Below are 24,015 nucleotides of genomic sequence, written 5' to 3'. Positions count from 1 at the left end.
AAGAGGCTGCCGGTCCCTCGGGACCGACAACCTCTGAACATGGGTCAGCGGTAGGAAGTGCCGCTGCCGGGTTGCCTGATATTTAAATCAGATTTGCCCCCCGAACGGATTTTTCCGACCCCTGTGCTGAACCATGAGACATCGGACCACCTCCTTTCGCTTGTGAATGTAATACGAACTGTTGCATTGAAACTTCTCCGCTGTTCGACGCTGTGAATGTGAATCAACGCCGGTTTTCGAACAAGTCTTGAATTTTTTTATTTTGCTGTCACAATTGCGCGTTCCGGCCTGATGCGTATTGGATCAGGCCCGGCAATCTTCCACCACGCGGCTGAATTCAGGCCATGCCGGAATGGCGATTGATGTCAGGCCACTGGTTTCGACGGCAAAGCGGCCCCGGCTATAGGCAATGCGGTCCATCATGATATCACCCGGAGATACCGAAATTGCCGCATAATGCGGTTTTCCGCCACTATTGGCAGCGGCGTAGGACTGCTGGCCAGCGCTGGCCCTGAGTGTCATCGTAGCGCCATCGGCGACCGAGCCGGAGCGCGACAGGAACAATTGTTGGCGTGACCGATCGCAGCGGATCATGAAGATCGCATCTTTATCGGCTTGGCCGAACAATGCCAACGAACCGCGGTCATCCTCGCGATACACCCATGTACCGGGGGTGATTGGCCAGTCAATCCAGTCGCCCTGCGGCTGTGTCGGGGCTGGTGTCGCGACCGGTTTGGTGGGTTGAGGTGCTGGCGCTGGCTCAGGCGGCGCGGTTGAGCATGCTGCGAGTGCAAGCAAGGCGAGCGGAAAAGAGAGCGGTGCAGAGATGTTTTTCATAGTGAAGGAATATGGCCAAAAGCGCGACGCTAGGCTAGTCCTGATTTTATATGACCCAGTCCGAGCCCAAAGTCGTGAAACAACGCATTGACCAGATATTGGCGGATCGCGGTCTCGCCGACAGCCGGGCCAAGGCGCAAGCCTATATCATGGCTGGGCTGGTGACCGTGGCCGGCAAGAAAATCGACAAGCCGGGGCACAAGATAGCGAGCGATGCAGCGATTGAGCTCAAGGGGAAAGATCATCCTTGGGTTTCCAGGGGCGGCATCAAGCTCGATCATGCGCTGCGCCATTTTGATGTTGATGTCACCGCTATGATCGCCATGGATGTAGGCAGCAGTACCGGCGGCTTTACCGATGTCCTGCTGACTGGCGGTGCGGAGAAGGTTTACGCCGTGGATAGCGGCACCAATCAGCTTGCCTGGAAATTGCGGCAGGATGAGCGGGTGGTGGTGCACGAGCAAACCAGCGCGCGGATTCTCACCGATCAGCACGTGCCGGAGAAAGTCGACATCATCGTTTGCGATGCCAGTTTCATTTCACTGGTCAAAGTGCTGGAACGGCCACTCGAATTTGCCAAAGAAAGAGCGACCCTGATTGCGCTCGTCAAACCGCAATTCGAGGCCGAGCGCAGCGACGTGGGCAAGGGAGGGGTTGTGCGGGACGAAGCCGTTCGACATGCCGCTTGTGAAAAAGTGAGAGACTGGCTGATCGCATCCGGTTGGGATATCATGGGAATTACCGAAAGCCCGATCACCGGCCCGAAGGGCAATGTCGAGTTTCTGATCGGGGCGCGAAAAGGGTGAAGGAATCAACCGTGAAGAATACGCGCTTCATCCCACGGGTTGTTATTTTCAGCACATCTCCCTAGCTGGAAGTCTATGACGAAAACAACAGAGTCCCCCCTTGTGCCCACCATGCCGGATCTCGGCGCGACCATCCAGCGTTTGACCGTGGACGGCTCCCGCTGGCTGACCGATCATTATGTAGAACTTATTGTGGCAGTCCTCATTGGTGCCGCCATATTTTTTCTGCTCGGCGCGATCAAGCGTCTCGGCGCACGCTATGTGCGCAACAATCACGGGCTAACCGGATATCGAACGATCATCGGCACGGCCATTGCGCGTACCAGCAAGTTTTTCATGTTGATGGTATCGGCCGAACTCGTCGTGAGCTTTGCCAGTGCGCCATCCAGCTTCGACCGTGTGGTGCATGTTCTGTTCACGATATCTGCGGTTCTGCAGGTTGCGATCTGGCTCCGCGAGATCATTCTGGGATTGATCGTCCGCAAGACATCGCAAGATCCGGACCAGCACGAAACGCTGGAAAACGCGATGACCTTGATCCGCCTGCTGGTCACGTTCGTGCTGTTTGCCATTGCTGCAATCATGATTCTCGACAATCTGGGGGTTGATGTGACCGGTCTGATTGCGGGCCTCGGTGTTGGTGGTATCGCCATTGGTCTTGCCGCTCAGGGGATCTTTTCCGATCTGTTTGCAGCCCTGTCGATTATTTTCGACAAGCCGTTTCGACGCGGCGAAACCATCACTTATGACAACACCATAGGGACGATCGAAAAAATCGGCCTTAAAAGCACGCGGCTAAGGGCAACTACCGGCGAAGAAATCATTATTTCCAACACCAATTTGCTGGACAAGGAAATCGTCAACATGACCCGTCTGGCGAGGCGGCGGACCCGCTTTGGTATTGGTGTTATTTATCAGACGAAGCCAAGTGAGGCGCGCCGGATTCCGGATCTTCTCAAAAAGATTGTCGAAGAAAATGACGCGGTGTTCGTTCGTTCGGGCTTCGTCGGTTTTGGTGATAGCTCGATCAATTTCGAACTCGATTTCGATATCATGAGCAGCGACTATGAAGTGGTCTATGCCGGACGCCATACAATTGGACTGGCAATATTGCAGGCATTCAATGAACAAGGTCTGGAATTTGCCTATCCGACGCAAACCACTTTCACTGCTGCGCCGGATGGCGAGATGATTCTGCCTTATCCCGAGGGCGGTTACGGCGTGCCGGTGAATGAGGGCTAGCGTTCCGTAACGGCAGCGCGCCGCAGAAAAAATTCCTTGTTAATTGGCCGATTAACGGGGACAATGGGCTCAAAATTCGACTCCGATATCAATTATAAAGGAATTCCATAATGCGTGACGCAGTCATCGTTTCCACCGCTCGCACCCCCATTGGGCGCGCCTATAAGGGTGCTTTCAACACAACCACCGGTGCCACTCTCGGTCATTATTCCGCAAAAGCAGCTGTCGAAAGAGCCGGTATCGATCCTGCGACGATTGACGATGTCGTCTGGGGCAGTGCCTTGCAGCAGGGTTCGCAAGCCGGAAATCTGGCTCGCCAGGTTGCTTTGCGCGCGGGCTTTCCGATCGAAGTGCCCGGCATGACAATCGACCGGCAATGTTCCTCCGGCTTGATGGCGATCGCAACTGCCTCCAAGCAAGTAACAATCGATCGCATGGATGTGGTTGTCGGCGGCGGACAGGATTCAATCTCGACCGTCCAGACACCCGAAATGCGTGTGCAGCCAGACCGCGAACTGATGAAGATGCATGACGATATCTACATGCCGATGCTGCAGACCGCTGAAGTGGTTGGCAAACGCTATGGTATCAGCCGCGATGCTTGCGACGAATATGCCTATCAGTCGCAAATGCGCACTGCAGCAGCCCAGGAAGCTGGCCATTTCGACGCTGAAATTATCGAAGTGACCACCACCATGGGTGTGCAGGACAAGGAAACCAAGGAGATCTCGCATGTCGAGGTCACGATCAACAAGGATGAAGGCAACCGTCCTTCGACGACACTAGAAGGCCTTCAAGGTCTGAAGCCGGTACTCGGCCCAGGAAATATTATCACTGCGGGTAACGCATCACAGCTTTCCGACGGTTCTTCTGCCAGCGTAGTCATGGAAGCAAAAGCAGCCGAGAAAGCCGGACACAACCCGCTGGGCCGCTATGTTGGCATGGCTGTCGCCGGTACCAAGCCTGATGAAATGGGTATTGGTCCCGTATTTGCGATACCCAAATTGCTTGAACGCTTTGACCTGAAAATGGACGATATCGGCCTGTGGGAACTCAACGAAGCTTTTGCCGTGCAGGTGCTCTATTGCCAGCAGAAACTGGGCATTCCTGACGAGCTTCTCAACGTCAACGGCGGCTCGATCTCGATCGGCCACCCTTATGGTATGACCGGGGCACGCTGCACCGGCCACGCCCTGATCGAGGGCAAGCGTCGCGGCGCAAAATATGCCGTGGTTACCATGTGCATCGGCGGCGGGCAGGGCGCAGCCGGACTGTTCGAAATTTTCTAGCAACTAAAATTTGATGGGCCGGCGGGAAATCGCCGGCCCTTTTTTTATCAAGGAGAGTATAGCATGAGCGCAGTAGGCGTCGTCGCAACATTAACCGTGGCCGAAGGCAAGAATGCCGACTTTGAGGCCGCTTTTTCCGAGCTGATGGCTGCAGTTCGTGCAAACGAACCGGGTAATGAATTCTACTCGGTATTCCAGAGCAAGGACAATCCGCAGCAATATAAGGTCCTTGAGCGTTACGTCGATCAGGCGGCTCTGGATGCGCATGGTAAATCGGAACATTTCCGCGCCAGTGGTCCTAAGCTTGCACCCTGTATGGCAGCGGCTCCGGCGATAGAATATTTGGACGGAATTTAGCCGGGGCTAATTCTGCCGGATTCAAATCGGAAGGCATCAGCCCTGTCTTTGGCGAGCAGCAGGGGGCCGTCAAGATCGACCCATTGGGCAAGCTGTGCGAGCGCGAACGCTGGCCTTATGCCCAGTGAAGTCGAGAGCATGCAGCCGACCATGATTTTCATGCCTGTGGCTTGCGCAGCATGGGCCATCGCCATCGCCTCGGTCAATCCGCCGGCCTTGTCGAGTTTGATATTCACCGCATCGTAAAAAGGTGCAATTCGTTCGACATCGGCGCTGGTGTGGCAGCTTTCGTCAGCGCAAAGCGGCACCGGTGATTTCACCCCGCTGAGCAGATGATCCCGTCCGGCGCTGACTGGTTGCTCGATCAGTTCGACGGAATATTGTGCCAACTGCGAGGCTTCGGCTGCAATGTCGAGATCGTTCCAGCTTTCGTTGGCATCGACGATCAGGCGGGCACCGGGCGCACCGCGGTGGACGGCGGCCACCCTTTGATGATCGTCCTTGCCTGACAATTTCAATTTTAGCAGCCTGTGCCCACTGGCTGCTGCCTGACGAGCCTGTGCTTCCATCACGTCCGGTTGGCCGAGCGATATGGTGAAGGCCGTGATCAGGGGGCGGGGTTTGGGCAAACTGGACACTTGCCACAATTCTCTATTGTTTTTCCGGCATTCCAGATCCCAGAGCGCGCAATCGAGAGCATTTCGCGCCGCACCACGAGGCATGTTCTGGAGCAGCGTAGCGCGATCCAGATTCGGCTGACTGTTTGCAAATCGCGTGATCTCTTCTGCACATTTTTCTGCGCTCTCTCCCTCATAATAGATGGGAGTCGCCTCTGCCGTGCCGCTGTAGGTGCCATCCGATATTTCACACAGGACAACGTCGACATGGCTCTTCGCTCCCCGGCTGATGATGAAGGAGCCAGCGACGGGCCATCGTTCGACGGTGACAGTAACAGCGAGAGTCATGCGCCGCTTCTACTATGGGCCGTCAAAAGCGTCACTCAATTTGTAAAAGGTCGGCGGGGTTCGGACAAATTCTTTGGTTTTGCTATGCCGGTAGATTGTTTGCCGATCGGCTGCCGCCGGGCTTCTGCCGACCGCCGCGCCATATATGTGTCGAGACCGATCTGCAGCGCGACAAGCATATAGACAAATGGCTGGTATGCGATCCCGACGAACAAGGCCCCGACGAGAAAGATCATGTGGCCGTGCTGCAAGGCTATGGCCAGAGGAGCCACCCATTGCTCGCTTTGCTTTTTCGATCTGGCATATTTTCGTCGCAGCAGTTCCATTCGCCACAGGCCGCCGACATGGATGATCAGCCAGAGTATAAGACCAGGATAGCCCTGCTCGCCTAGCATTTCGAAATAGCTGCTGTGAAAAGCACGGGATTCATCCTCGACAAGCCGGGCGTCGACATCGTCCGGGTCGATGCCCCATTGCTCATATTGAGTGACGTCGACTTCAGACAATTCATAGGTCAGCTTGTTGATCCGATAGACGTCAAAGCCGCCCCCAAAAGGGTGCTCTTTCACATAATCCAGCGTCCATCGCCAAACTGCGAGCCGAGTCGATGCCGACTGGTCGGCTTCGTAATTTTCGATTGTCGCCATCCGGTCGGTGAAACTTTGCGGTAGAAAGGGAACTGACAGGAGTCCCAGAGTCACCGCAAGTCCGGCGTAAATCAATCGGAAACGAGCGAATCGCAATTGCAGTACTGCCAGGACCGCGATGCATACCATGCCGGTTCGGGCCTGTGTGCCTATCGGGATGAGCAGGGCGGAGAAGATCAGGGCATAGGCGAATAGCTTCACCCGCCAGTCGGGAGGGAAAATCGTCCCGTGGTGGGCGAGCCAGAGGATCAGCGGGATGATGCAGATGGCAACCGTCGAGATGATCGAGCCTTCGTACAAACCGCTATTATTGTCGACCAGCAGCACCAGCACGCCATAGCCGCCGCCAGAGGCCAATGTCTTGATCCCGCCGGTAATGATCAATGTACCGGCGCATAGCACCATGAATAGAGCCAGTGCTTCCAGCCGTAATTTGGTCCTAAGGGTCAGCGGCAGGAAAATCGCGAAAACCAAGGCTTTCCACACCCAGTCCCATTTTTCCAGCGCTGCGTCCGGCACTTCCGCCTGGACTGTTGTATATCCGCAATAAGCCAGCAACAGGATCATCATTGCCTGCCGGACGGAAAAGCGGCTGTCCTGCTTATTGTCCGCGAACATGTAACCGAGCAAGGCGAGAGCGAAGACGATCAGCGAAAGCGGTACCGAGTTCAGCATGAAATAGCTCAACCGCTGTGGCGCCACGATGTCGACATAGGCATATATCAGGGTAAACAGAAACGGTCGCTTGAAGGCGAGGAACAGCAGCGCCAGCAAATATCCGACAAAGGCGAGGTCACGCATCGGGTCGTGATCCGTCGCGAGGAGGTCGCTTCAGAAAACCCTCTGGTTTCTGGTCGCGTTCCGGGGGGGCTTCGACATCAAGATCGTCGCGATGGACCAGACGCCAAGCTGCGATCAGCAGCAGGCCATGCGTCAACGCGATAGAAAAATTGTCTATCATCCACCCATTCCATCCTGATACGAGCGGCGAATACACGCTCTTCTACCATTGCGCGATACAGGTTTTGGGTTGACGGGACGTTAATCCTTTTTTGGCAGGGCGTTCGACCATGACGCGGATATTGCACATTCTAGATCACAGCCTGCCGCTGCACAGCGGTTATTGCTTTCGCACGCGCGCGATCATGAAGGCGCAAATTGCCAACGGGCTGACCGTGGCCGGTGTAACCGGTGTTCGACAAAACCAGCACGACTATTGTGCGGATCAGCCGCAGGAAGAATTTGACGGCCTGCAATTTTTCCGCACCTTGGGCCAGGTTCAGGGACCATCCCCGATACGCGAATGGCGCGAAGTTGCTGTTCTGGCGGAGCGAATCGAACAGGTCATCCGCGATTGGCAGCCGGATATCTTGCACGCCCATTCGCCTGCGCTCAACGGGCTGGCCGCATTGCGTGTCGCCGGGAAGACGGGTATGCCGCTGGTCTATGAAATTCGGGCCTTCTGGGAAGATGCGGCAGTCGGCAATGGCACCGGCAAGGCAAACAGTCCGCGCTACTGGTTGACGCGGCAGCTGGAAAATCATGTCGTTAACGGCGCCGATGCAGTCGCGGTGATCTGCGAAGGCTTGCGGTCCGATTTGATCGGACGCGGCGTGAATCCTGAAAAAATAACTGTCTCTCCCAATGGTGTCGATCTCGACCTTTTCGGGGAGCCCCCGGCGCGTGACGAGTCGCTGCTCGCCGAACTGGGTTTGGCCGGGAAATCGGTATTGGGATTCATCGGCAGCTTTTATGATTATGAAGGGCTCGACGATCTGGTCGCAGCTCTGCCGGTTCTTCGGGCTTCCCATGCGGACGTGCACCTGCTGCTCGTCGGCGGCGGTCCGATGGAAGAGGCGCTGAAGACACAGGTCGAGCGATTGGGCATGGGATCGGCAGTAACTTTTGCCGGCCGTGTTCCCCATGAAGATGTTGAGCGTTTCTATGGTCTGATGGATATCATGGTCTATCCGCGCAAGGCTATGCGGCTTACCGATCTGGTGACACCGCTGAAGCCTCTGGAAGCGATGGCGCAAGGTCGTCCTGTCGCTGCGTCCGACGTGGGAGGTCATCGGGAGTTGATTGAGGATGGTGTCACCGGCACTTTATTCGCTGCCGGTAATCCCGAAAAAATCGCAGAAAAGCTCGCCCATCTGCTCGATAATCGCGGGCGTTGGAACCAAACTATTGAAACAGCACGGAAATTTGTTGAGGCGGATCGTAACTGGTCGTCAAACATTTTGCGTTACACTCCTGTTTACCAAAGGTTGATTGCGCGAACGTCCTTCGAGCGCGCGGCGTGAGACGGTGGAGAATAATGTGGATCAAATAGAGCAGGATTTCGCTCGGTTTAAACAGCCAGCGATGGCCGTCACGGGGGGTATTGCGGCAGCGTTGGTGATCGCCACCTTGCCGCATGTCTATCTGGAAAATATAGTCGGCGTGACCGGGCTTTCGGAGATTATCCCGGCCGCTGCGCCGCCGCTGGGAAATACGGCGCGAAGTCTGATAGCGGTCGTGGCAGGCATGATATCCGCATCCGCGCTATATCTATTCCTGAATCATAAGATGAAATCACATGAAGGAGGCTCCGACATGAGCTTGGCAATTCGCAAAAGTTTAACGACGGATTCTATGGATGATTCGCGTGCAGAAAAAACGCGTTTTTCGGTTCCAAAACTCAATCTTTCGGCAAAATCACTGACCAAATTCCTGAAAAAGCCAAAAAAATCACCGGGACAGGTGACTGAATTGAAGGACCTGCCGAATATCAGACCTGCGGACCGTCATCCAGACGCTCCGGCGCGTCAGCCGATTTTTGCATCCTCCGACCTGGGCGCGCCGCTCGCTGATACAATCAAGCGGTTTGATTCTCAGGCGGCTTCCCAAGACATAGCCGAGCCAGCAAAACAATCTGCCGAGCCGAACGTGACGCCAGATCCGTTTGCTGCCGAGAGAAGTCAAAGCTCGGCATCAGAACAAGAACCGGTTGCGGCTCGGACCGAGAATATTGTCCAGCCGGAAGCAGCGGCCTCTCCCAAAGCGGATTTGTCTACCTTGTCGCTAGCGCAGCTTGCCGATCGTCTGGAAGCCGGGCTACGGCGCCTTGAAGCGCTGGAAATGCGTGAGCGGACTGCCGCGCCGCAAGCGAGTCTCCTATCGACCGAAAATGCCGAAAAGACCGTGTCTCTGGCTGAGGTTTCTGAACGGTCCGCGCCGGTATCCATTCCATCGCTGCGGTCCGTCGACCCAGCCGAGGTCGATGCTCAGGACAACCGGCAGGCGGATATGGATGCGGCATTGAAGGCTGCGCTTGGCACTCTGGAAAGAATGACGGCTCAACGCTGATCGTTGCGGGTTTCAGGCAATGTCTATGGGATCCACGATCGACAGGGCCTCGATCAGCAGTTGGAATTCTGACTGTTCGGTGACCAGGATATCTGCGACAAAATAACCGGGGATTGAAAATTCGTGGTCGGGGAGCTTCTCGGCCAGGTTTTTAATGGCGTTCGGGCCGGACGAACTATCCCATTGAACCGCAAAGCTGTGCCGGGTGCCAGCGAAGGTAATGCTAGCCCAAGGCTTTTCGCGTGTCAGGGTTACGCGGGCCTGATCTCCGGTTAACGCTTCCAATTGACGGGCGATCATCGAACCGGGGTTCCGGCGAGATTTTCTCAAGGGAACCCGATCAATTGGCATGATCTGACCGCCAAATTTTCATGAAATATTCTACTCGCTCGGACACGGTTTTTCCGGGTTGACGACCATTGCGGAGGTCCTGAACGAAGCGGGGATCGCATACGGAAAGCCGTCCGAATTTTGTCCACGCCATGTCAGTTTCCCGCAGGAATATTTCGATTTTTCGTAGCAGTGACACCAATAATCTCCTTCTCGCTACTGGTCGCGTAAAATGGCGACTCGTTGAATAGGGAAATTCCTATTTGAAATGGGATTTCCTACATGTCTAGGAAAAATCCTATTGCCAATTTCGGCCAAGCTGGTTATGTCGGTGCCATTGTGACCCAAGACCCGCGCGCCAATCTGGAAGAATTGATCCGTAAAAACGGCCATGATTTTGCCGCGATTTCTAAAATGCTTGGCAAAAACCCGGCCTATATCCAGCAATATATCCGGCGCGGCTCCCCCAAGAAGCTGGATGAGGAAGATCGGCGCAGGCTGGCAGAATTTTACGGGGTGGAGGAACGGTTGCTTGGTGCTCCCGCCCTACGCGAATCTCGCCGGACAGGTGCCGTGACGACGGATGGGCTGCTTCGAATCAAGCAACTGCAGGTCGGCGCTTCGGCTGGTCCGGGATCATTGGCTGATGATGAATATGCAGAATCGATGGGCTTCGCGCCCAAATGGCTGAGGCGGCTTGGCACCGATCCTGCCGATCTGTCGCTGATTGTGGTTGATGGCGATTCGATGGACCCGACCCTGGGCAATGGCGATGACATCATGGTCGATCACAGTGCCGCAACCAGGCCGCTACGCGACGGCATATATGTCCTGCGTATGGATGATGTGCTGCTGGTCAAGCGCGTTGCCATGGGACCGTCCGGAAAGCTGTCGATCCGCAGCGACAATCCGCAATATCCGGATTGGGATGATGTCAGCGCAGAAAGCGTAAACATCATAGGCCGGGTTGTCTGGACGGGACGGCGGCTTTGACCGGGCGGCTAATACGCGGCTTGCAACTTGTCGGCGTAGACGCCAAATAGCCTGTCATGACAGATGCTCCCCTCAAGGCCGTGATTATTCCGGTTACCCCGCTTCAGCAGAATTGCACGCTCCTGTGGTGCACCAAAACCAACAAGGCCGCTCTCAGCGATCCTGGCGGTGATCTTTCACGGCTCAAAGCGGCGATCGACGAGCATGGCGTTGATCTTGAAAAGATCATCCTGACTCACGGCCATCTCGACCATTGCGGTCAAGCGGGTATGCTCGCCGAGGAACTGGGTATTCCGATCGAAGGTCCGCACGAGGATGACCGATTCTGGATCGATCAGCTCGAAGGCGATGGCGCGCGTTTTGGCATGAAGGCCAAAAGTTTCGAGCCGGATCGCTGGCTGAAGGATGGTGACCAGGTCACCGTCGGTGAGCTGGTGCTCGATGTCATCCACTGTCCCGGCCATACGCCAGGTCATGTGATTTTCTACCATCAGCCGTCAAAGCTGGCAGTGGTTGGAGATGTCCTTTTTCAGGGGTCAATAGGTCGCACCGATTTTCCCCGTGGCAATCATCAGGATCTGATCGACGCCATCACCCAGAAGCTCTGGCCGCTGGGTGATGATGTGACCTTCATTCCGGGGCATGGTCCAACCAGCCAGTTCGGCTATGAGCGAAAAACCAATGCGTTTGTCGCCGATGATGTCCTGGCGGCGCGCTGAAGAAATTCAGACCCAATACGGCATGCTAATCGCATAAACGCCAAGGCCAAGCAGGACCAGCATCGTCACAATCGTACCGATCGTCCGGCCTTTGCCGAATTTGCCATCATCCATGCCAACCCCGTGCGCGACGCGGCCAAGCAGATAGAGGCCGCTCAGGATCCACAGCCAAGTGGGAGAAGTTGCGCTGGCCAATTCGATAGCCGCGACCAGTAGGAGCACAAATGGTGCGCTTTCGATATAATTGCTGTGCGCGCGCATGCGGCGGATGACTTTCTCGTTACCGCCGTCACCGACACTTATTTTTTCGCTGGTCCTGACCTGTCCCACGCGGATCATCAGCCAGATATTTATCAACGCCGCCGTGCCCACCACGGTCAATGTTATTGGTAAAATCATCTTGTCCCCCAAATATGTGAAAATTATAGGGCTGCTATAGAAGCACAATGCTTGCAACGCACAGGAAATTCATTATACGCGCCACTTCGCGTGCAATCTGCTGAACCCCAACCAGGTGATTCTCCAAAATCCGGAGACTGGATTGTTTGGCTTTGACGCAGGCATTTGATATTAAAAATATAGAACAGGCTTAGCAATGGCTGTACCAAAAAGAAAAACTACACCGTCAAAACGCGGTATGCGTCGGTCTCATGATGCTTTGAAAGTCGAAGCTTATCAGGAATGCCCGAATTGCGGAGAATTGAAGCGCCCGCACCATTTATGTGGCGCTTGCGGCCATTATAATGGCCGAGAAGTCTTGGCCGCCGATCTTTAATCGGCTAGTCTTTCGGCTTCTGACGCGCAATCAAGGGGAATAACCGGTGGGAATGAGGCCGCGAATCGCGATTGATGCGATGGGCGGAGATGAAGGCCCGCGTGTTATGGTTGCAGGCGCAGCACTCGCGCGCCACCGTCATGCCGGCTTTCAGTTTCTTTTCGTCGGTGATGAAGCGCTGATTCGCGAAGCGCTCAAGGATCATCCCAATCTCAGCGCAGCATCCGAGATATTGCACGCGCCGGACGTCGTTTCCGGCGATGACAAGCCGGGGCAGGCGCTGCGCGGTTCGAAAACAACATCCATGGGCATGGCAGTAAATGCTGTGAAAACCGGCGAAGTCAGCGCTGCTGTCAGTGCCGGCAATACCGGCGCCCTGATGGCCATCGCCAAGCTGGCGCTACGCACCATGCCGGGTATCGACCGGCCGGCATTGTCGGCGCTGCTGCCGACGATGAAAGAAACCGATGTAGTGATGCTCGATCTGGGCGCCAATACGGAATGCAATAGCCGGAATCTGGTGCAGTTCGCGGTGATGGGTGCGGCGTACAGCCGGATCATGCACGGATTCGATCGCCCCAAGGTGAAGCTGCTGAATATCGGGACCGAAGAGGCCAAGGGCACGGGTACGATTCAGGAAGCGGCTGCGACGCTGAAAGGCGCCGCCGGCCTGCATATGAATTTTCTCGGATTCACCGAAGCCGACAAGATATCTACCGGCGAAGTCGATGTGATCGTGACCGATGGCTTTTCCGGCAATGTCGCGCTCAAGGCGCTGGAAGGAACCGCGCGGTTTGTCACCGATCTGCTAAAACAGAGTTTTCTCAGCAGCCTTCGTTCCAAAATCGGCTTCCTGATATCCCGGCCGGCCACGGAAATGTTGCGCGATCAACTCGATCCCAATAATCACAACGGCGCCGTGTTTCTGGGTCTGAATGGTGTGGTGGTGAAGAGCCACGGCGGCGCGGATGCAAAAGGCGTGGCCAATGCTGTTGAAGTGGCCGCTCGGTTGGTCGAGGATAGTATTCTTGAACGTATCAGTGAAGATTTGAAGAAAATCAGCGAAGCCGCACCCGTCTCAGAGGTGGCAAAATGAGCGCCTCCACCAGACGTTCTGTCATAAAGGGCACCGGTTCGGCCCTGCCACGCACTCGGGTTTCCAATGCCGATCTGGCCAAGCGCGTGGATACCACCGACGAATGGATCGTTGAGCGCACCGGCATAAAATTCCGCCATATTGCCGAGGATGACGAAACCACATCCAGTCTTGCCATCGAAGCTGCAGACAAGGCCATGAAAGCGGCTGGTATCAGCGGCGCAGATATTGATCTGATCATCGTTGCAACTGCAACTCCCGACCAGACATTTCCCGCAACCGCCACCATTGTTCAGGATGCATTGGGAAGCAATGGTTGCGTGGCTTTTGATGTCGCTGCGGTCTGCTCGGGATTTCTATATGCGCTTTCGGTAGCGGACAGTATGATCCGTGTCGGCAGCGTGCAAAATGCGCTGGTTATCGGCGCAGAAACTTTCAGCCGGATACTCGACTGGGAAGACCGCGGAACCTGTGTGCTGTTCGGTGATGGAGCCGGCGCGATTGTGCTGGCGGCTGAGCAGGGCGAGAATGGTATCCTTGCGACCCGATTGCACGCCGATGGCGCGCATAATCAGCTATTATATGTAGACGGCGGCGCCGGCACTACAGGGACGGTCGGCAAGCTCCGCATGAAAGGTCGCGAGGTTTTTCGCCATGCGGTCGTCAATCTGTCTTCGGTTTTGAAAGAAGTTCTGGATGAAGCTGGCGAATCGATCGACAATGTCGACTGGGTTGTCCCGCATCAGGCCAATGCCCGGATATTGGATGCCACTGCCAAAAAGCTGAATCTGGCTCCGGAGAAGGTGATCAAAACCGTCGACATGCACGCCAATACTTCGGCAGCATCTGTCCCGCTGGCTCTGGATACCGCCGTACGAGATGGCCGCATCAAGGCGGGAGACCTGCTGGTTCTCGAAGCGATGGGCGGCGGATTTACATGGGGCGCGTCGGTCATTCGATATTGAATCTGCTTCGCTCATCGACTCAATAACCAAAATCGTCATTTTCGTCGCCGATTTTACATCCTTGTCGAAAGTCGGTTGAGCGGAACGCATTTCGGCCCCTAGCTTGGTGCCATGAACTATCCGGCATTTACAAGTTTGAAGATCTCGGCTCAGTTTCTGTACCGCGCCTATCTCAGTTGCCACGCGCTTCAGGCCCGCAAGCCGCAGCTTTTGAACGCTTTACAATGTTCCGAATCGCAATTGCGAGATCCCGGTTGTCAACTTGGTGACGAATCGATTGCAAGTCTTTGCGCTGCGGCGCAGGAAGAACTCAACTGGCCGGATATCCATTCTGCGATCGGCCAGAATATGGTGCCACGGGGGTTTTCCGACCTTGGCTTTTCTGCTTTTTTCCAGCCCAGTTTTGGCGAAGCTTTAATCCAGCTTGTCGCAGAACAGAGATTGGGTGGCGATAAACCCATCGTGAAACTCATGCCGCTCTCTTCCGGAGACCGGTTGGTATGGAATCAGGATAAAGCGGTTTCGCCCGATCTCGTACATATCGTCTTCGCCCTGGTCTATCATTGCGGAGAATTGCTGGCGGATGGTCGCTTCAATACCGTCAAGGCGGCACATTTCGCACATCCCCGGCCTGACGGATTCAGGGGGTTTCCCGATGGAGGCTCGACCAAGTCGCCGATTCCCTGCTATTTCAATAGACCGTCCACCTATCTCGAATATCATCGGCTAGTTATGGCCAATCCTATATCACGCTACAATCCAGCGATTATTTCAGCGACACGGAGGCAAGAAGCCTTTTTTGCTCGAGCCCGATTCGAACGGGAGAATCTCGCGAAACTGACTTACGAATATCTATTATATCTTTTAGACAAGTCCGGGCTCAGCCTTGATGCGGCTGCCATCACCTTTGGCATGGCGGAACGAACATTGCGGCGCAAATTGGTAGCCGAAGGCATGTCCTACCGGCAGCTACTGGAGCAGGTCAGGCGGGATACCTGCCATCTCTATTTTTTGGAGGGCACCCGGAATCTCTCTGAAATCGCCGCCAAGCTGGGCTATAGCGAACTGAGTGCATTCACTCGTGCCTATACAAGCTGGTACGGCCATCCACCAAGCCAGGACACTGGCTCGGCCACGGCCCTTGCGGCCTGAATATTCCAATATGCCGGAAAATGGTGGGCGTAGAGAGAGTTGAACTCCCGACCCCTTCGATGTCAACGAAGTGCTCTACCACTGAGCTATACGCCCACGCTGGAGGCCGTCTAGCCAGCCGCTTCGGCTGGCGCAAGGCCTAATTCAGGTCACTGATACAGTCTGGTTCGAACAGCCGGTCAACCTCCAGAACCAGATCCCGCAAATGAAAGGGCTTCGACAATATTTTTGCCTTCGGAACAGATTGTCCAGCGCGCAAGGTTACGCCGGAAAAGCCGGTAATAAACATGACCTGGGTCTCCGGGCAGACGGCGGCGCAATGCTGTGCCAGCTCGATTCCATCCATCTCCGGCATGACGATGTCGGTCAAAAGCAGATCGAATTTTTGCGCGTCGAGCAATGGTACTGCTGCGGTTCCGCGGTCTACAGCGACAACTTCATAGTTGGCTTTCTCCAGAGCCCGTGTAAGATGCTCACGCATCGCCCGTTCATCTTCCGCGAGGAGAATCCGAATCATATTGTCGCGCCTTCCTGAATATGTCTGAAAACAGACGGGCTATTATGCCGAGGGCATCTAGTAAGTGCAAACCGGTTAATTTTTTCCCGAAGGCCAAGGTTTTTTTGACAGAAAGCGCTGAGCTTTTCGAGGGACGTCTTTGACCAATTCTCATTCCCCCCAGACACCGTCCTCAGTGGCGACTTATACCCTGTCCAATGTTTCGGCGCTCAACTTCCCTCTGCTGGTCAGCGTCCCCCATTCGGGCCGGGAATATCCGGATGAGCTTCTCGACAATTTGAATGTTCCAGCAACCCATTTGCTTCGATTGGAAGATCGTTATGCAGACCGGCTTGCCGCATCGGCTATATCCACCGGATTTCCATCAATCGTTGCGCGAAAACCGAGAGCTTGGGTGGATCTCAACCGCAGTCGTTCGGAAATTGATCCGGATATGGTGGATGGAATGGACCCGGCCCATATACCACAGATAAGCAAAAAGGTGAGAGGCGGTTTGGGGATATTGCCGCGTCGTCTGCACGGCGTCGGCAATCTTTGGCGTGAAAAATGGCAACATCAGCATGTCATTGATCGGATCGAGCTAGATCACGAGCCCTATCATGTAATGGTGGAGCAGCTCCTCGATCGCATTCGGGCTAGATATGGATGTGCGCTGCTCCTGGACTTACACAGCATGCCATCGGTATTTGACGAGGACGGCAAGCAAATCGACTTTGTTATCGGAGACCGCTTCGGAAGGAGTTGCGAATCACGATATGCAGAACTGGCTGCGGTTCATTACCGGATGCACGGCTACCATGTTCAGACAAACCACCCTTATTCTGGCGGCTATATTCTGGAGCGGCATGGCAAGCCCGCACGCAATATCCATGCATTTCAACTCGAAGTGAATCGATCGTTATATCTCGACCAGAATATGCGAGAGCCGCTTGCTGCGACACGGTCGATTTCGGAATTGATCGGAAATTGCTGCATAATGCTCGCCGAGCAAATGTCAGGCAGCCATCTGCTTGAAGCAGCAGAATGAGGGTCTCCCAATAAAAAACCACCTCGCCATTTCGGCGAGGTGGCCAAGGTTCAGGGAGGTGGCATTCCAAAGGAACGCCTATATCGATCCGATCGGGGGATACGGACCAATACATCAGTGATGTGGGCCTTGTGAGGATCGGTTGCAAGTCCCCAAGGCCGAAAAATTATCAGGCACGCCTACCCGCTTCAGCCAAGTCGGACGAAGCAGGTAGGCGTTAAAGGTCAAATCTGTACGGAAGGTGCTTCGGTTACCTGTGGCATCTTGCCTGCACTTACCTGTCTTGCAAACAGATCACGCATCAGTTGAAGCGAGAAGAGATGGGCGTAGATCAACGGCAAGATTCCGTTTTGGTTGATCTTGCGGAGTTCGTCGCCACGCATGTCACGCAGTTTCTCTTCGTTGACCATCTTGAATCCGCGGTAGACAAACGGTTTTTCAACGCCGGTCTGCTGGATGGAGACTTCGCCATCCATCAGCAATCCCATTTTTTCGAGCTCCTGGACAAACTGACCGGTTCGCTGGCCTGCCTGTTCAAACTGTTCACAGAAATCCAGGATATTCTTTGTGGTTTCGGTCGGCTGATCCTTGTCGAACAGGGCGTCTCCGTCTTTATATTCGCCGATAGCATCGGTCGTCGGGTCAAAGCAGAGCGAGAGTTCTTCTGCATCCGGACGCAATTTGGCGAGCATGAAGGGATAGCGACGAACATAGGCCGGAACATAGGCGGGTTCGCTGAAATGACCTTCTTCGTTCATGAAGGTGTTCACGCCTTCGTTCAGGCCCATCAGAATCAGGGGAACGCTATTGTCACCCACAGAGAACACGATCGGGTAATTGCGAGCAGCATTGGCGAATTCATCAGTGGTGATCGGAATGGCGTGTTGCGACTGCATGAAGGACGCATTGTCGAGTCCTTTGACTTTCCATTTTGCATGCTCGTTGGAATTGAGCGGGACAAGGTCCTTGTAGAACATTGGCAGTGCTTGTGCTTGCGGCGTGCTCGCCATGGTCAGATTCTCCGAAATATTACTGTTGAAACCGAATAGTTGTCTTGCGCTTTAAGAGCCTGAATGGCCGGACGCAAGGGGAACGAGTTTGCCCGGGTTCATAATGTTCTTGGGATCAATCGCAGTTTTTATTGCGCGCAACAGGGAGAGTCGCGCGGGGGAGGACAGTCGCTCCAGTTCCGTGCGCTTGTTTTGGCCGATTCCATGTTCGGCCGAAATCGAACCGCCTGCCGCAATGACCAGATCATGGACCAGCGGTGTGATCTGGCTGCTATAATCCCGCATCCAGTTTGCTGCATGCGCACCGGGAGGTGCCTTGACATGAAAATGAACATTTCCATCTCCCATATGGCCGAATGCGGCCACTGTGGTGCCTGGGAATTTTGCTTCGATGATCGGTGAAGCTTCGTTGATAAACCTGGCCATTCCAGGCACCGGGACGCTGATGTCATGCTGCAAGGCCGGGCCGCTGGCGCGCTCCGCTTCGGAAATGGAATCGCGGATTTTCCAGAAATCCTCGGCTTGTTGTTCGCTGGTCGCAAGGGTTGCATCTTCGATCAAATCCCGTTCCAGGGCCTCGGCGAGCAGCGTTTCGGTAACGGCTCCTGGGTCTTGCGCATCCGGCTGATCGCGCACAATTTCAATGAGCACGTGCCAGTGATGAGCGCCTTCCAGCGGTGAACGGGTGTCGGGAATATGGCGCAGTACCGACTTGAGGCAGCTATCCGGAACAATTTCAAAACCTTCCAGCGATTGCGATGTCCGTTTGTTGAGAAATCGGAATAGCTGATAGGCAGCGTCTGTGCTGTCAACAGCGGCCCATGCGACGCAGCGGTCCACCAGAGCGGGCACGGTTTTCAGGGTCGCGGCTGTGACAACGCCCAGAGTGCCTTCGCCGCCCACGAATAATTGTTTCAGATCATAGCCGCGATTGTCTTTTTTTAGCGCTGCGAGCCCATCGTAGATACTGCCGTCGGGCAGCACTGCCTCAATCCCGGCGACTAGCGAACGCATCGTTCCGTGGCGGAGAACCTGGGTGCCTCCGGCATTTGTGGAAATGAGTCCGCCGACCGTTGCGGACCCCTTGCCGCCAAGAGTCAGCGGGAATCTCTGCCCGTCGGCTGCCAGCGCTTCGTGCAGATTCTGGAGAACCACGCCGGCGTCGCACACGACCAACTGGTCGTCCGCGCTGATCGAACGGATGCTATTCATCCGGCGGAGCGATAAGATAACGGCCTGGCCGCTGGTATCAGGGGTTGCTCCCCCGACCATCCCGCTATTGCCGCCTTGCGGAACGATGGCCACAGCATGCTGATTTGCAATCTTGAGTATTTGCGACGTCTCTTGCGTGGTCGCCGGCGAGATCAGAGCGGCTGCTGCACCGGTATAGCGGCCGCGCCAATCGGTCAGCCAAGGTTTCATGTCATCGCTTGCGCTGGTAAATCCCTTCGCACCGACCACCGATTGCATCTGTGCCAGCCAATTTGCCTTTTCTGGCATATTTTTTCTCCTGCGCGATGGTGCCAATTACCCGCTATCCAGTCGTCAAATCCACTATATGAGGTACCTGCGACATGCAATTTGCCTCACGATGATAATAGATGGAAAATTCTCAGTTCATGCAATATTCAATCGACGCTGATATAACGACGACCAAGGTTAGTTAAGGGATAATAGTGAGCCTGTCACTTACAGCGATATTGCTGCTCTCTGTGCCAGATATGCGCGAGATGCAGCCGGCGGATATTTCGTCGGCAGACTCGGCCATGATCTTTGTCTCGGAGCGACCGTTGGTCTTTGCACAGGTGCGAATCGAAAAGCGGGTGATCATCCGGGTGCCCCGCAGTCGACCGACTCCGCTGGCGCCGATGGCAGATCTTTCCCAGGATGCCTCGCGGCAGACCTATCGCGAAAAGAAAATCGGCAAATGTCTGCCGATGAACAATATTCTCGGCGTGCAGATGTTTGCGGATCGCTATCTCGACCTGGTTACAAAAGACCGGAAGAGAATCCGGGCCCGGCTCGAGGATAAATGCCAGGCGCGTAGTTTCTATTCCGGTTTCTATGTCGAAAAAACGGGGGATGGCAAGATGTGCGCAGGCCGCGATATCCTGCACTCTCGCACCGGGGCCAAATGCGAAATCGAAAGGTTTCGCGAACTTGTCCCGGATCGCTAGATCAAGCGAGAAAGCTTGACAAATCCCGGATATGGGACCATTGCCCGGCACAGCCCGAGAGGCTAAGACAGGATGCAAGGGTGCATCCTATATTTTTCCGGAACCACTATGAAATTTGCCGATCTCGGCCTGTCTGAAGAACTGTTGAAATCCATAGCCGAGGCTGGCTATGACGAACCGACGCCGATTCAAGCACAGGCCATACCTCCCGTATTGATGATGAAAGATATCATCGGCATTGCCCAGACCGGCACTGGCAAGACAGCAAGCTTCGTGCTGCCAATGATCGATATATTGGCGCATGGCCGCTCGCGTGCGCGGATGCCGCGGTCGCTCATTCTCGAGCCGACCCGCGAACTGGCGGCACAAGTTGCCGAGAATTTCGAGAAATATGGCAAGAACCATAATCTCAGCATGGCGCTTCTCATTGGCGGTGTTTCGATGGGAGACCAGATCAAGGCGTTGGAAAAAGGCGTCGATGTCTTGATCGCTACGCCTGGCCGTTTGATGGACCTGTTCGATCGCGGACGGATTTTAATGTCGGGCTGCGAATTGCTGGTCATCGATGAAGCGGACCGGATGCTCGACATGGGCTTCATTCCCGATATCGAATCAATCTGTTCGAAATTGCCGGCAACGCGGCAGACAATGCTGTTTTCGGCGACGATGCCGCCGCCGATCAAGAAATTGTCGGACCAGTTTCTCAACAATCCCAAATATATCGAGGTGTCACGCCCGGCAACGGCCAATACCTCGATTGATCAATCCCTGATTGAGGTTGCTCCCAAGGCCAAGCGCAAGCTGATCGTCGACATACTGGACAATGAAGGCGTCGAAACCGCGATCATCTTCTGCAATCGCAAGACCGAAGTGCGCGACCTCTGCGAGAGCTTGCGCAAGGACGGCTTTGATGCCGGGCAGATTCATGGCGATATGGATCAGAGCTCGCGTCTGGCGGAACTGGACCGGTTCAAGTCGGGTGAAATCAACATATTATGCGCCTCCGACGTTGCTGCGCGCGGCTTGGATATCAAAGGCGTCAGTCACGTCATCAATTACGATATCCCTTGGCATCCGGATGATTATATCCACCGGATTGGTCGTACCGGCCGTGCTGGTGCAACCGGTGTAGCCATTACATTTATAACCCGCAGCGATGCCGAGCATGTCGAAAGTATCGAAAAGCTGACCGGTATGAAAATCGCGGTCCGCAAGGAACGCAAGGCCAAGGCTGGCGGAAAGCCGGCTGAAAAGGCTGCCGGGAAACCTGCTCCGTCGAAACCTGAAAAGGCGAAGGCTCCGCAACAGGATGATGCGCCAAAGCGGGCGCGCCAGGATGACCGGCCGAAGAAGCCGCGGCAGAGCGATGCGCCGAAGAAACCGGCACCTGCTGCCAAGGCTCCAGAGAAAAAGCCACCTGTGGTTCGGGACGACAATGAAGCCGATGACGGCTGGAATGGCCCGATGCCGAGCTTTCTGGGTGCCAAGCTAAACCGCTAGAGCGTTATTATTGGAGAGTCAGGCTGTCGAGGATCGCTGTCGCCAATGGGTCAGTCGTTTTTGACTGGTCAGCGGCATAGGTTACTTCAGCCTGTACCATCGTGCCATCGGGCTTGCGTAACAGTCGCTGGCCCGATTTGAGGCCATTGGTCAAAACGCCGGAAGCGCGATATTCATTCTTGCCAACCGGTGCGCCTTCCATGGCCTCGTTGCCATCTTCGATAGCCTGAACCGCTTTGCTCCAGGCTGCATCTTCGCGATTTTCCACCCAGCTGACGGCCAGTTTCGTGCCGCTCACCGTTTCGGTGAACACACGGCCATTGTCATCGCTGGCTGATTGATCAACCGTCCAGCCACTGGGCACCATGATCGTGTAACCGCGCAAGGCGTTGGCATAGCTTTCCATGCTGGTCAGGTCGATGGCGGCTTTCGCTCCATTGCCATCTGCTGCAGCCGCTTCATCGCGGATTGCCTGACTCGCGGCATCCGCCTGCTTGGCGAGTTCTTCGCTCGACGGAACATCGCCGACCGCTTCCTGTTTTCCGCAGGCTGAAAGGAGCAGTGCAAGCGTCAGGGCGGCACCGAATGGAAGATTTGGAAGCATGTTTTTCATATCAGCCAGACTTAAGACCAGCGAGGCGAAACATCAATGGCGATGTTGGATTCGGGTCGGATTCGCGTTGGACTCGCGGCTGTTGGAAATGGCCGAAAATGTCAAATTCCAACAAAATGCAGAAAAATTATGCTGCGTTATCAATGCCCAGATCGGCCAGCTTGCGGTAGAGCGTCGAGCGCCCGATGCCCAGGCGCCGGGCGACTTCGGTCATCCGGCCGCGATAATGGCCGATGGCGAGACGGATCACATCGGCTTCGATATCTTCCAGCGGCCGCAAATTGCCGTCTTCGCAATAGAGGGTGATGCCAATGCCTTCCGGGCTGTTCATCAGATGCGGGTCAGCATCCCCGGATTCGGCGACAAAGGAGGCGATCTGCGGAAATTCGTCGCAGCTCAGGGCATTGTGGTCGCACATGACGGCGGCCCTGAAGAGAACGCTCTGCAGCTGCCGAACATTGCCGGGCCAGCGATAGCTGCGCAACAGATTCAGCGCTTCATCGGTAATGCCAAGGCTGCGCAGGCCGGGCTGGTGCGCGAGGCGGGCAAGGAAATGCCGTGCCAGTGCCGGAATATCCCCGGTCCTGTCGCGCAGCGGCGGAATGGTCAGCTGCACGACGTTCATCTGATAATAGAGGTCTTCCCGGAAATTATCCTGTTCGACTTCGCGTTCAAGCTTGCGATTGGTTGCGGCGATGATCCGGACGTCGAGCTGGAAACTGTTCAGGCTGCCAAGCGGCTGGATATCCGCATGTTTCAGGAAGCGCAGCAGGCGGACCTGGGTTTCCGGGGGAATTCGGTCGATTTCGTCGAGGAAAATCGTGCCGCCTTCGGCTTGCTGCAGCAGGCCGATCTTGCGGTCAAAGGCACCGGTAAAAGCACCCTTTTCATGACCGAAAAGGATCGAATCGAGCAGATTTCCGGTAATGGCGCCACAATTCAGCTTCAACATCGGCAATTTTGAACGCGGGCTGGCGGCGTGAATGGCGTCGGCAATGACTTCCTTGCCAACCCCGCCTTCGCCTTCGATCAATACCGGGACGCGAGCGCGGGCAGCCTTGGCGGCAATTGCCAGTGCGGCGCGGAAGGCGGGGGCAGCCCCGACAATTTCTTCAAATTCGAGCGGTGCCGATATTTTTTCGGTGAGCGGTCGCAGTTCCCCGTCATCCTTTGACGATTCGACCGCGGCGTCGAGCGCCTTGAGCATCAGTTCGGGGGCAACTGGCTTGATCAGATAATCGGTGGCGCCGGCGCGAACGGCATCAACGGCTTCGGCTATCGATCCGACCGCTGTCAGCATCAGGATTGGCAGGGCGGGGCGGCGGGCTTTCAGTTCGGTGATCAGTTCGGTGGCTTCCGAACCCGGCACCCAATGGTCGAGGATGATCGCATCGAGCATCATCCCGTCCTGCGTGCCGAGCGTCGCTATCGCGGTTTCCGCGTCGCGCGCATAGATGGTGCGGAATCCGGCTCGAGAGGCCAGTGCCGAAATCAACCGGCATTGCGCCGGCTCATCATCGATAAGCAGCAGTAATTTTGTGCCGTTTTGTGCCATTTTTGTCCCGATTGTCCCACAATGAAGCATTTTCATAGCGGCAACCGGTAAAGAGCCGATTAAGGGATGGATAAATATTCTATCGAAAATGACGG

The 24,015-nt window shown here is 55.3% G+C and carries 26 protein-coding genes and 1 tRNA gene; 15 read left to right on the top strand and 12 right to left on the bottom strand.

The features are described 5' to 3' along the window. Positions 1–303 precede the first annotated feature (303 nt). The gene (locus AZE99_RS14070; protein ID WP_067202372.1) at positions 304–837 is read right to left on the bottom strand and encodes a hypothetical protein; all 534 of its coding nucleotides are present in this window, start codon (positions 835–837) and stop codon (positions 304–306) included. A 50-nt stretch (positions 838–887) separates the two neighbouring features. On the opposite strand from AZE99_RS14070, the gene AZE99_RS14065 reads away from it, so the two are divergent. The 4 genes from AZE99_RS14065 to AZE99_RS14050 all read left to right on the top strand — a co-directional run bounded on the left by AZE99_RS14065 (position 888) and on the right by AZE99_RS14050 (position 4,531). Next, entirely contained in the window at positions 888–1,643 is a 756-nt protein-coding gene (locus AZE99_RS14065; RefSeq protein WP_067202370.1) for a TlyA family RNA methyltransferase, read from the top strand. A gap of 75 nt (positions 1,644–1,718) precedes the next feature. Beyond that, a complete protein-coding gene (locus tag AZE99_RS14060) occupies positions 1,719–2,885 on the top strand; it encodes a mechanosensitive ion channel family protein (RefSeq protein WP_067202367.1) in 1,167 nt (388 codons plus the stop codon). Positions 2,886–2,995: 110 nt separating this feature from the next. Beyond that, entirely contained in the window at positions 2,996–4,174 is a 1,179-nt protein-coding gene (locus tag AZE99_RS14055) for an acetyl-CoA C-acyltransferase (protein WP_067202364.1), read from the top strand. 63 nt (positions 4,175–4,237) lie between these two features. Next, positions 4,238–4,531, top strand: a complete 294-nt coding sequence (locus AZE99_RS14050; RefSeq protein WP_067202361.1) for a putative quinol monooxygenase — start codon at positions 4,238–4,240, stop codon at positions 4,529–4,531. On the opposite strand, the gene dgcA is transcribed toward AZE99_RS14050, so the two are convergent. From dgcA to AZE99_RS16320, 3 genes are read right to left on the bottom strand one after another with little or no spacing between them, the layout of a single operon-like run. Next, positions 4,528–5,496 (bottom strand): N-acetyl-D-Glu racemase DgcA, encoded by a 969-nt coding sequence (gene dgcA / locus AZE99_RS14045; protein ID WP_067202359.1) that lies wholly within the window; start codon positions 5,494–5,496, stop codon positions 4,528–4,530. The two genes, AZE99_RS14050 and dgcA, sit on opposite strands and share 4 nt — an antisense overlap. A gap of 35 nt (positions 5,497–5,531) precedes the next feature. Then, positions 5,532–6,944, bottom strand: a complete 1,413-nt coding sequence (locus AZE99_RS14040; protein WP_067202356.1) for a putative O-glycosylation ligase, exosortase A system-associated — start codon at positions 6,942–6,944, stop codon at positions 5,532–5,534. Then, entirely contained in the window at positions 6,937–7,104 is a 168-nt protein-coding gene (locus AZE99_RS16320; RefSeq protein WP_197460204.1) for a hypothetical protein, read from the bottom strand. Before AZE99_RS16320 ends, AZE99_RS14040 begins: the two co-directional genes overlap by 8 nt. A gap of 109 nt (positions 7,105–7,213) precedes the next feature. On the opposite strand from AZE99_RS16320, the gene AZE99_RS14035 reads away from it, so the two are divergent. Both AZE99_RS14035 and AZE99_RS14030 read left to right on the top strand, forming a co-directional pair. Then, a complete protein-coding gene (locus AZE99_RS14035; protein WP_067202354.1) occupies positions 7,214–8,446 on the top strand; it encodes a TIGR04063 family PEP-CTERM/XrtA system glycosyltransferase in 1,233 nt (410 codons plus the stop codon). A 214-nt stretch (positions 8,447–8,660) separates the two neighbouring features. Further along, complete coding sequence (locus tag AZE99_RS14030; protein WP_156472284.1) at positions 8,661–9,491, top strand: hypothetical protein; 831 nt, start codon at positions 8,661–8,663, stop codon at positions 9,489–9,491. Between the two features lie 12 nt (positions 9,492–9,503). On the opposite strand, the gene AZE99_RS14025 is transcribed toward AZE99_RS14030, so the two are convergent. Further along, complete coding sequence (locus AZE99_RS14025) at positions 9,504–9,791, bottom strand: hypothetical protein (protein WP_067202349.1); 288 nt, start codon at positions 9,789–9,791, stop codon at positions 9,504–9,506. Between the two features lie 312 nt (positions 9,792–10,103). Here AZE99_RS14025 and AZE99_RS14020 point away from each other — a divergent pair, with 312 nt between their 5' ends. Beyond that, positions 10,104–10,814, top strand: a complete 711-nt coding sequence (locus AZE99_RS14020) for a S24 family peptidase (protein WP_082788396.1) — start codon at positions 10,104–10,106, stop codon at positions 10,812–10,814. A gap of 56 nt (positions 10,815–10,870) precedes the next feature. Beyond that, positions 10,871–11,533 carry an MBL fold metallo-hydrolase gene (locus tag AZE99_RS14015; RefSeq protein WP_067202347.1) on the top strand — a complete coding sequence of 221 codons (663 nt, stop codon included), beginning with the start codon at positions 10,871–10,873 and terminating at the stop codon, positions 11,531–11,533. Positions 11,534–11,539: 6 nt separating this feature from the next. Here AZE99_RS14015 and AZE99_RS14010 read toward each other — a convergent pair whose 3' ends face one another. Next, complete coding sequence (locus tag AZE99_RS14010; protein ID WP_067202344.1) at positions 11,540–11,932, bottom strand: MAPEG family protein; 393 nt, start codon at positions 11,930–11,932, stop codon at positions 11,540–11,542. Positions 11,933–12,128: 196 nt separating this feature from the next. On the opposite strand from AZE99_RS14010, the gene rpmF reads away from it, so the two are divergent. From rpmF to AZE99_RS13995, 4 genes are all read left to right on the top strand, one after another. Continuing rightward, positions 12,129–12,308 carry a 50S ribosomal protein L32 gene (gene rpmF, locus AZE99_RS15995; RefSeq protein ID WP_082788395.1) on the top strand — a complete coding sequence of 60 codons (180 nt, stop codon included), beginning with the start codon at positions 12,129–12,131 and terminating at the stop codon, positions 12,306–12,308. 52 nt (positions 12,309–12,360) lie between these two features. Next, the gene (plsX, locus tag AZE99_RS14005) at positions 12,361–13,404 is read left to right on the top strand and encodes a phosphate acyltransferase PlsX (protein ID WP_067202342.1); all 1,044 of its coding nucleotides are present in this window, start codon (positions 12,361–12,363) and stop codon (positions 13,402–13,404) included. Beyond that, positions 13,401–14,369, top strand: a complete 969-nt coding sequence (locus AZE99_RS14000; protein WP_067202339.1) for a beta-ketoacyl-ACP synthase III — start codon at positions 13,401–13,403, stop codon at positions 14,367–14,369. Before plsX ends, AZE99_RS14000 begins: the two co-directional genes overlap by 4 nt. 111 nt (positions 14,370–14,480) lie before the next feature. Continuing rightward, positions 14,481–15,521, top strand: coding sequence for a helix-turn-helix transcriptional regulator (locus tag AZE99_RS13995; protein WP_067202336.1), 1,041 nt, complete (start codon positions 14,481–14,483; stop codon positions 15,519–15,521). Positions 15,522–15,542: 21 nt separating this feature from the next. Here AZE99_RS13995 and AZE99_RS13990 read toward each other — a convergent pair. Both AZE99_RS13990 and AZE99_RS13985 read right to left on the bottom strand, forming a co-directional pair. Continuing rightward, positions 15,543–15,617 (bottom strand) — tRNA-Val (locus AZE99_RS13990). Between the two features lie 43 nt (positions 15,618–15,660). Then, complete coding sequence (locus AZE99_RS13985) at positions 15,661–16,038, bottom strand: response regulator (protein WP_067202333.1); 378 nt, start codon at positions 16,036–16,038, stop codon at positions 15,661–15,663. A gap of 175 nt (positions 16,039–16,213) precedes the next feature. Here AZE99_RS13985 and AZE99_RS13980 point away from each other — a divergent pair, with 175 nt between their 5' ends. Then, on the top strand, positions 16,214–17,065 hold the full coding sequence (locus AZE99_RS13980) for an N-formylglutamate amidohydrolase (protein WP_067202324.1): 852 nt from the start codon (positions 16,214–16,216) through the stop codon (positions 17,063–17,065). A 224-nt stretch (positions 17,066–17,289) separates the two neighbouring features. Here the strand turns inward: AZE99_RS13980 and AZE99_RS13975 are convergent, their stop codons facing one another. Further along, positions 17,290–18,075: a SapC family protein gene (locus AZE99_RS13975; RefSeq protein WP_067202322.1), complete on the bottom strand. Its 786-nt coding sequence runs from the start codon at positions 18,073–18,075 to the stop codon at positions 17,290–17,292. 51 nt (positions 18,076–18,126) lie between these two features. Then, positions 18,127–19,575: an FAD-binding oxidoreductase gene (locus AZE99_RS13970; RefSeq protein ID WP_067202319.1), complete on the bottom strand. Its 1,449-nt coding sequence runs from the start codon at positions 19,573–19,575 to the stop codon at positions 18,127–18,129. A gap of 176 nt (positions 19,576–19,751) precedes the next feature. Here AZE99_RS13970 and AZE99_RS13965 point away from each other — a divergent pair, with 176 nt between their 5' ends. Both AZE99_RS13965 and AZE99_RS13960 read left to right on the top strand, forming a co-directional pair. Further along, positions 19,752–20,252 (top strand): hypothetical protein, encoded by a 501-nt coding sequence (locus AZE99_RS13965; RefSeq protein ID WP_156472283.1) that lies wholly within the window; start codon positions 19,752–19,754, stop codon positions 20,250–20,252. Positions 20,253–20,360: 108 nt separating this feature from the next. Then, positions 20,361–21,752: a DEAD/DEAH box helicase gene (locus tag AZE99_RS13960; RefSeq protein ID WP_067202314.1), complete on the top strand. Its 1,392-nt coding sequence runs from the start codon at positions 20,361–20,363 to the stop codon at positions 21,750–21,752. A 7-nt stretch (positions 21,753–21,759) separates the two neighbouring features. On the opposite strand, the gene AZE99_RS13955 is transcribed toward AZE99_RS13960, so the two are convergent. Next, complete coding sequence (locus tag AZE99_RS13955; RefSeq protein ID WP_197460203.1) at positions 21,760–22,365, bottom strand: hypothetical protein; 606 nt, start codon at positions 22,363–22,365, stop codon at positions 21,760–21,762. 127 nt (positions 22,366–22,492) lie between these two features. Next, positions 22,493–23,920 (bottom strand): sigma-54-dependent transcriptional regulator, encoded by a 1,428-nt coding sequence (locus AZE99_RS13950; protein ID WP_067202308.1) that lies wholly within the window; start codon positions 23,918–23,920, stop codon positions 22,493–22,495. Positions 23,921–24,015: the final 95 nt, after the last annotated feature.

The organism is Sphingorhabdus sp. M41 (assembly GCF_001586275.1).
Taxonomy (GTDB): Bacteria; Pseudomonadota; Alphaproteobacteria; order Sphingomonadales; family Sphingomonadaceae; genus Parasphingorhabdus.
The sequence above is the reverse complement of the archived record's forward strand: the minus strand, read 5'-3'. Positions and strand labels throughout refer to the sequence as shown.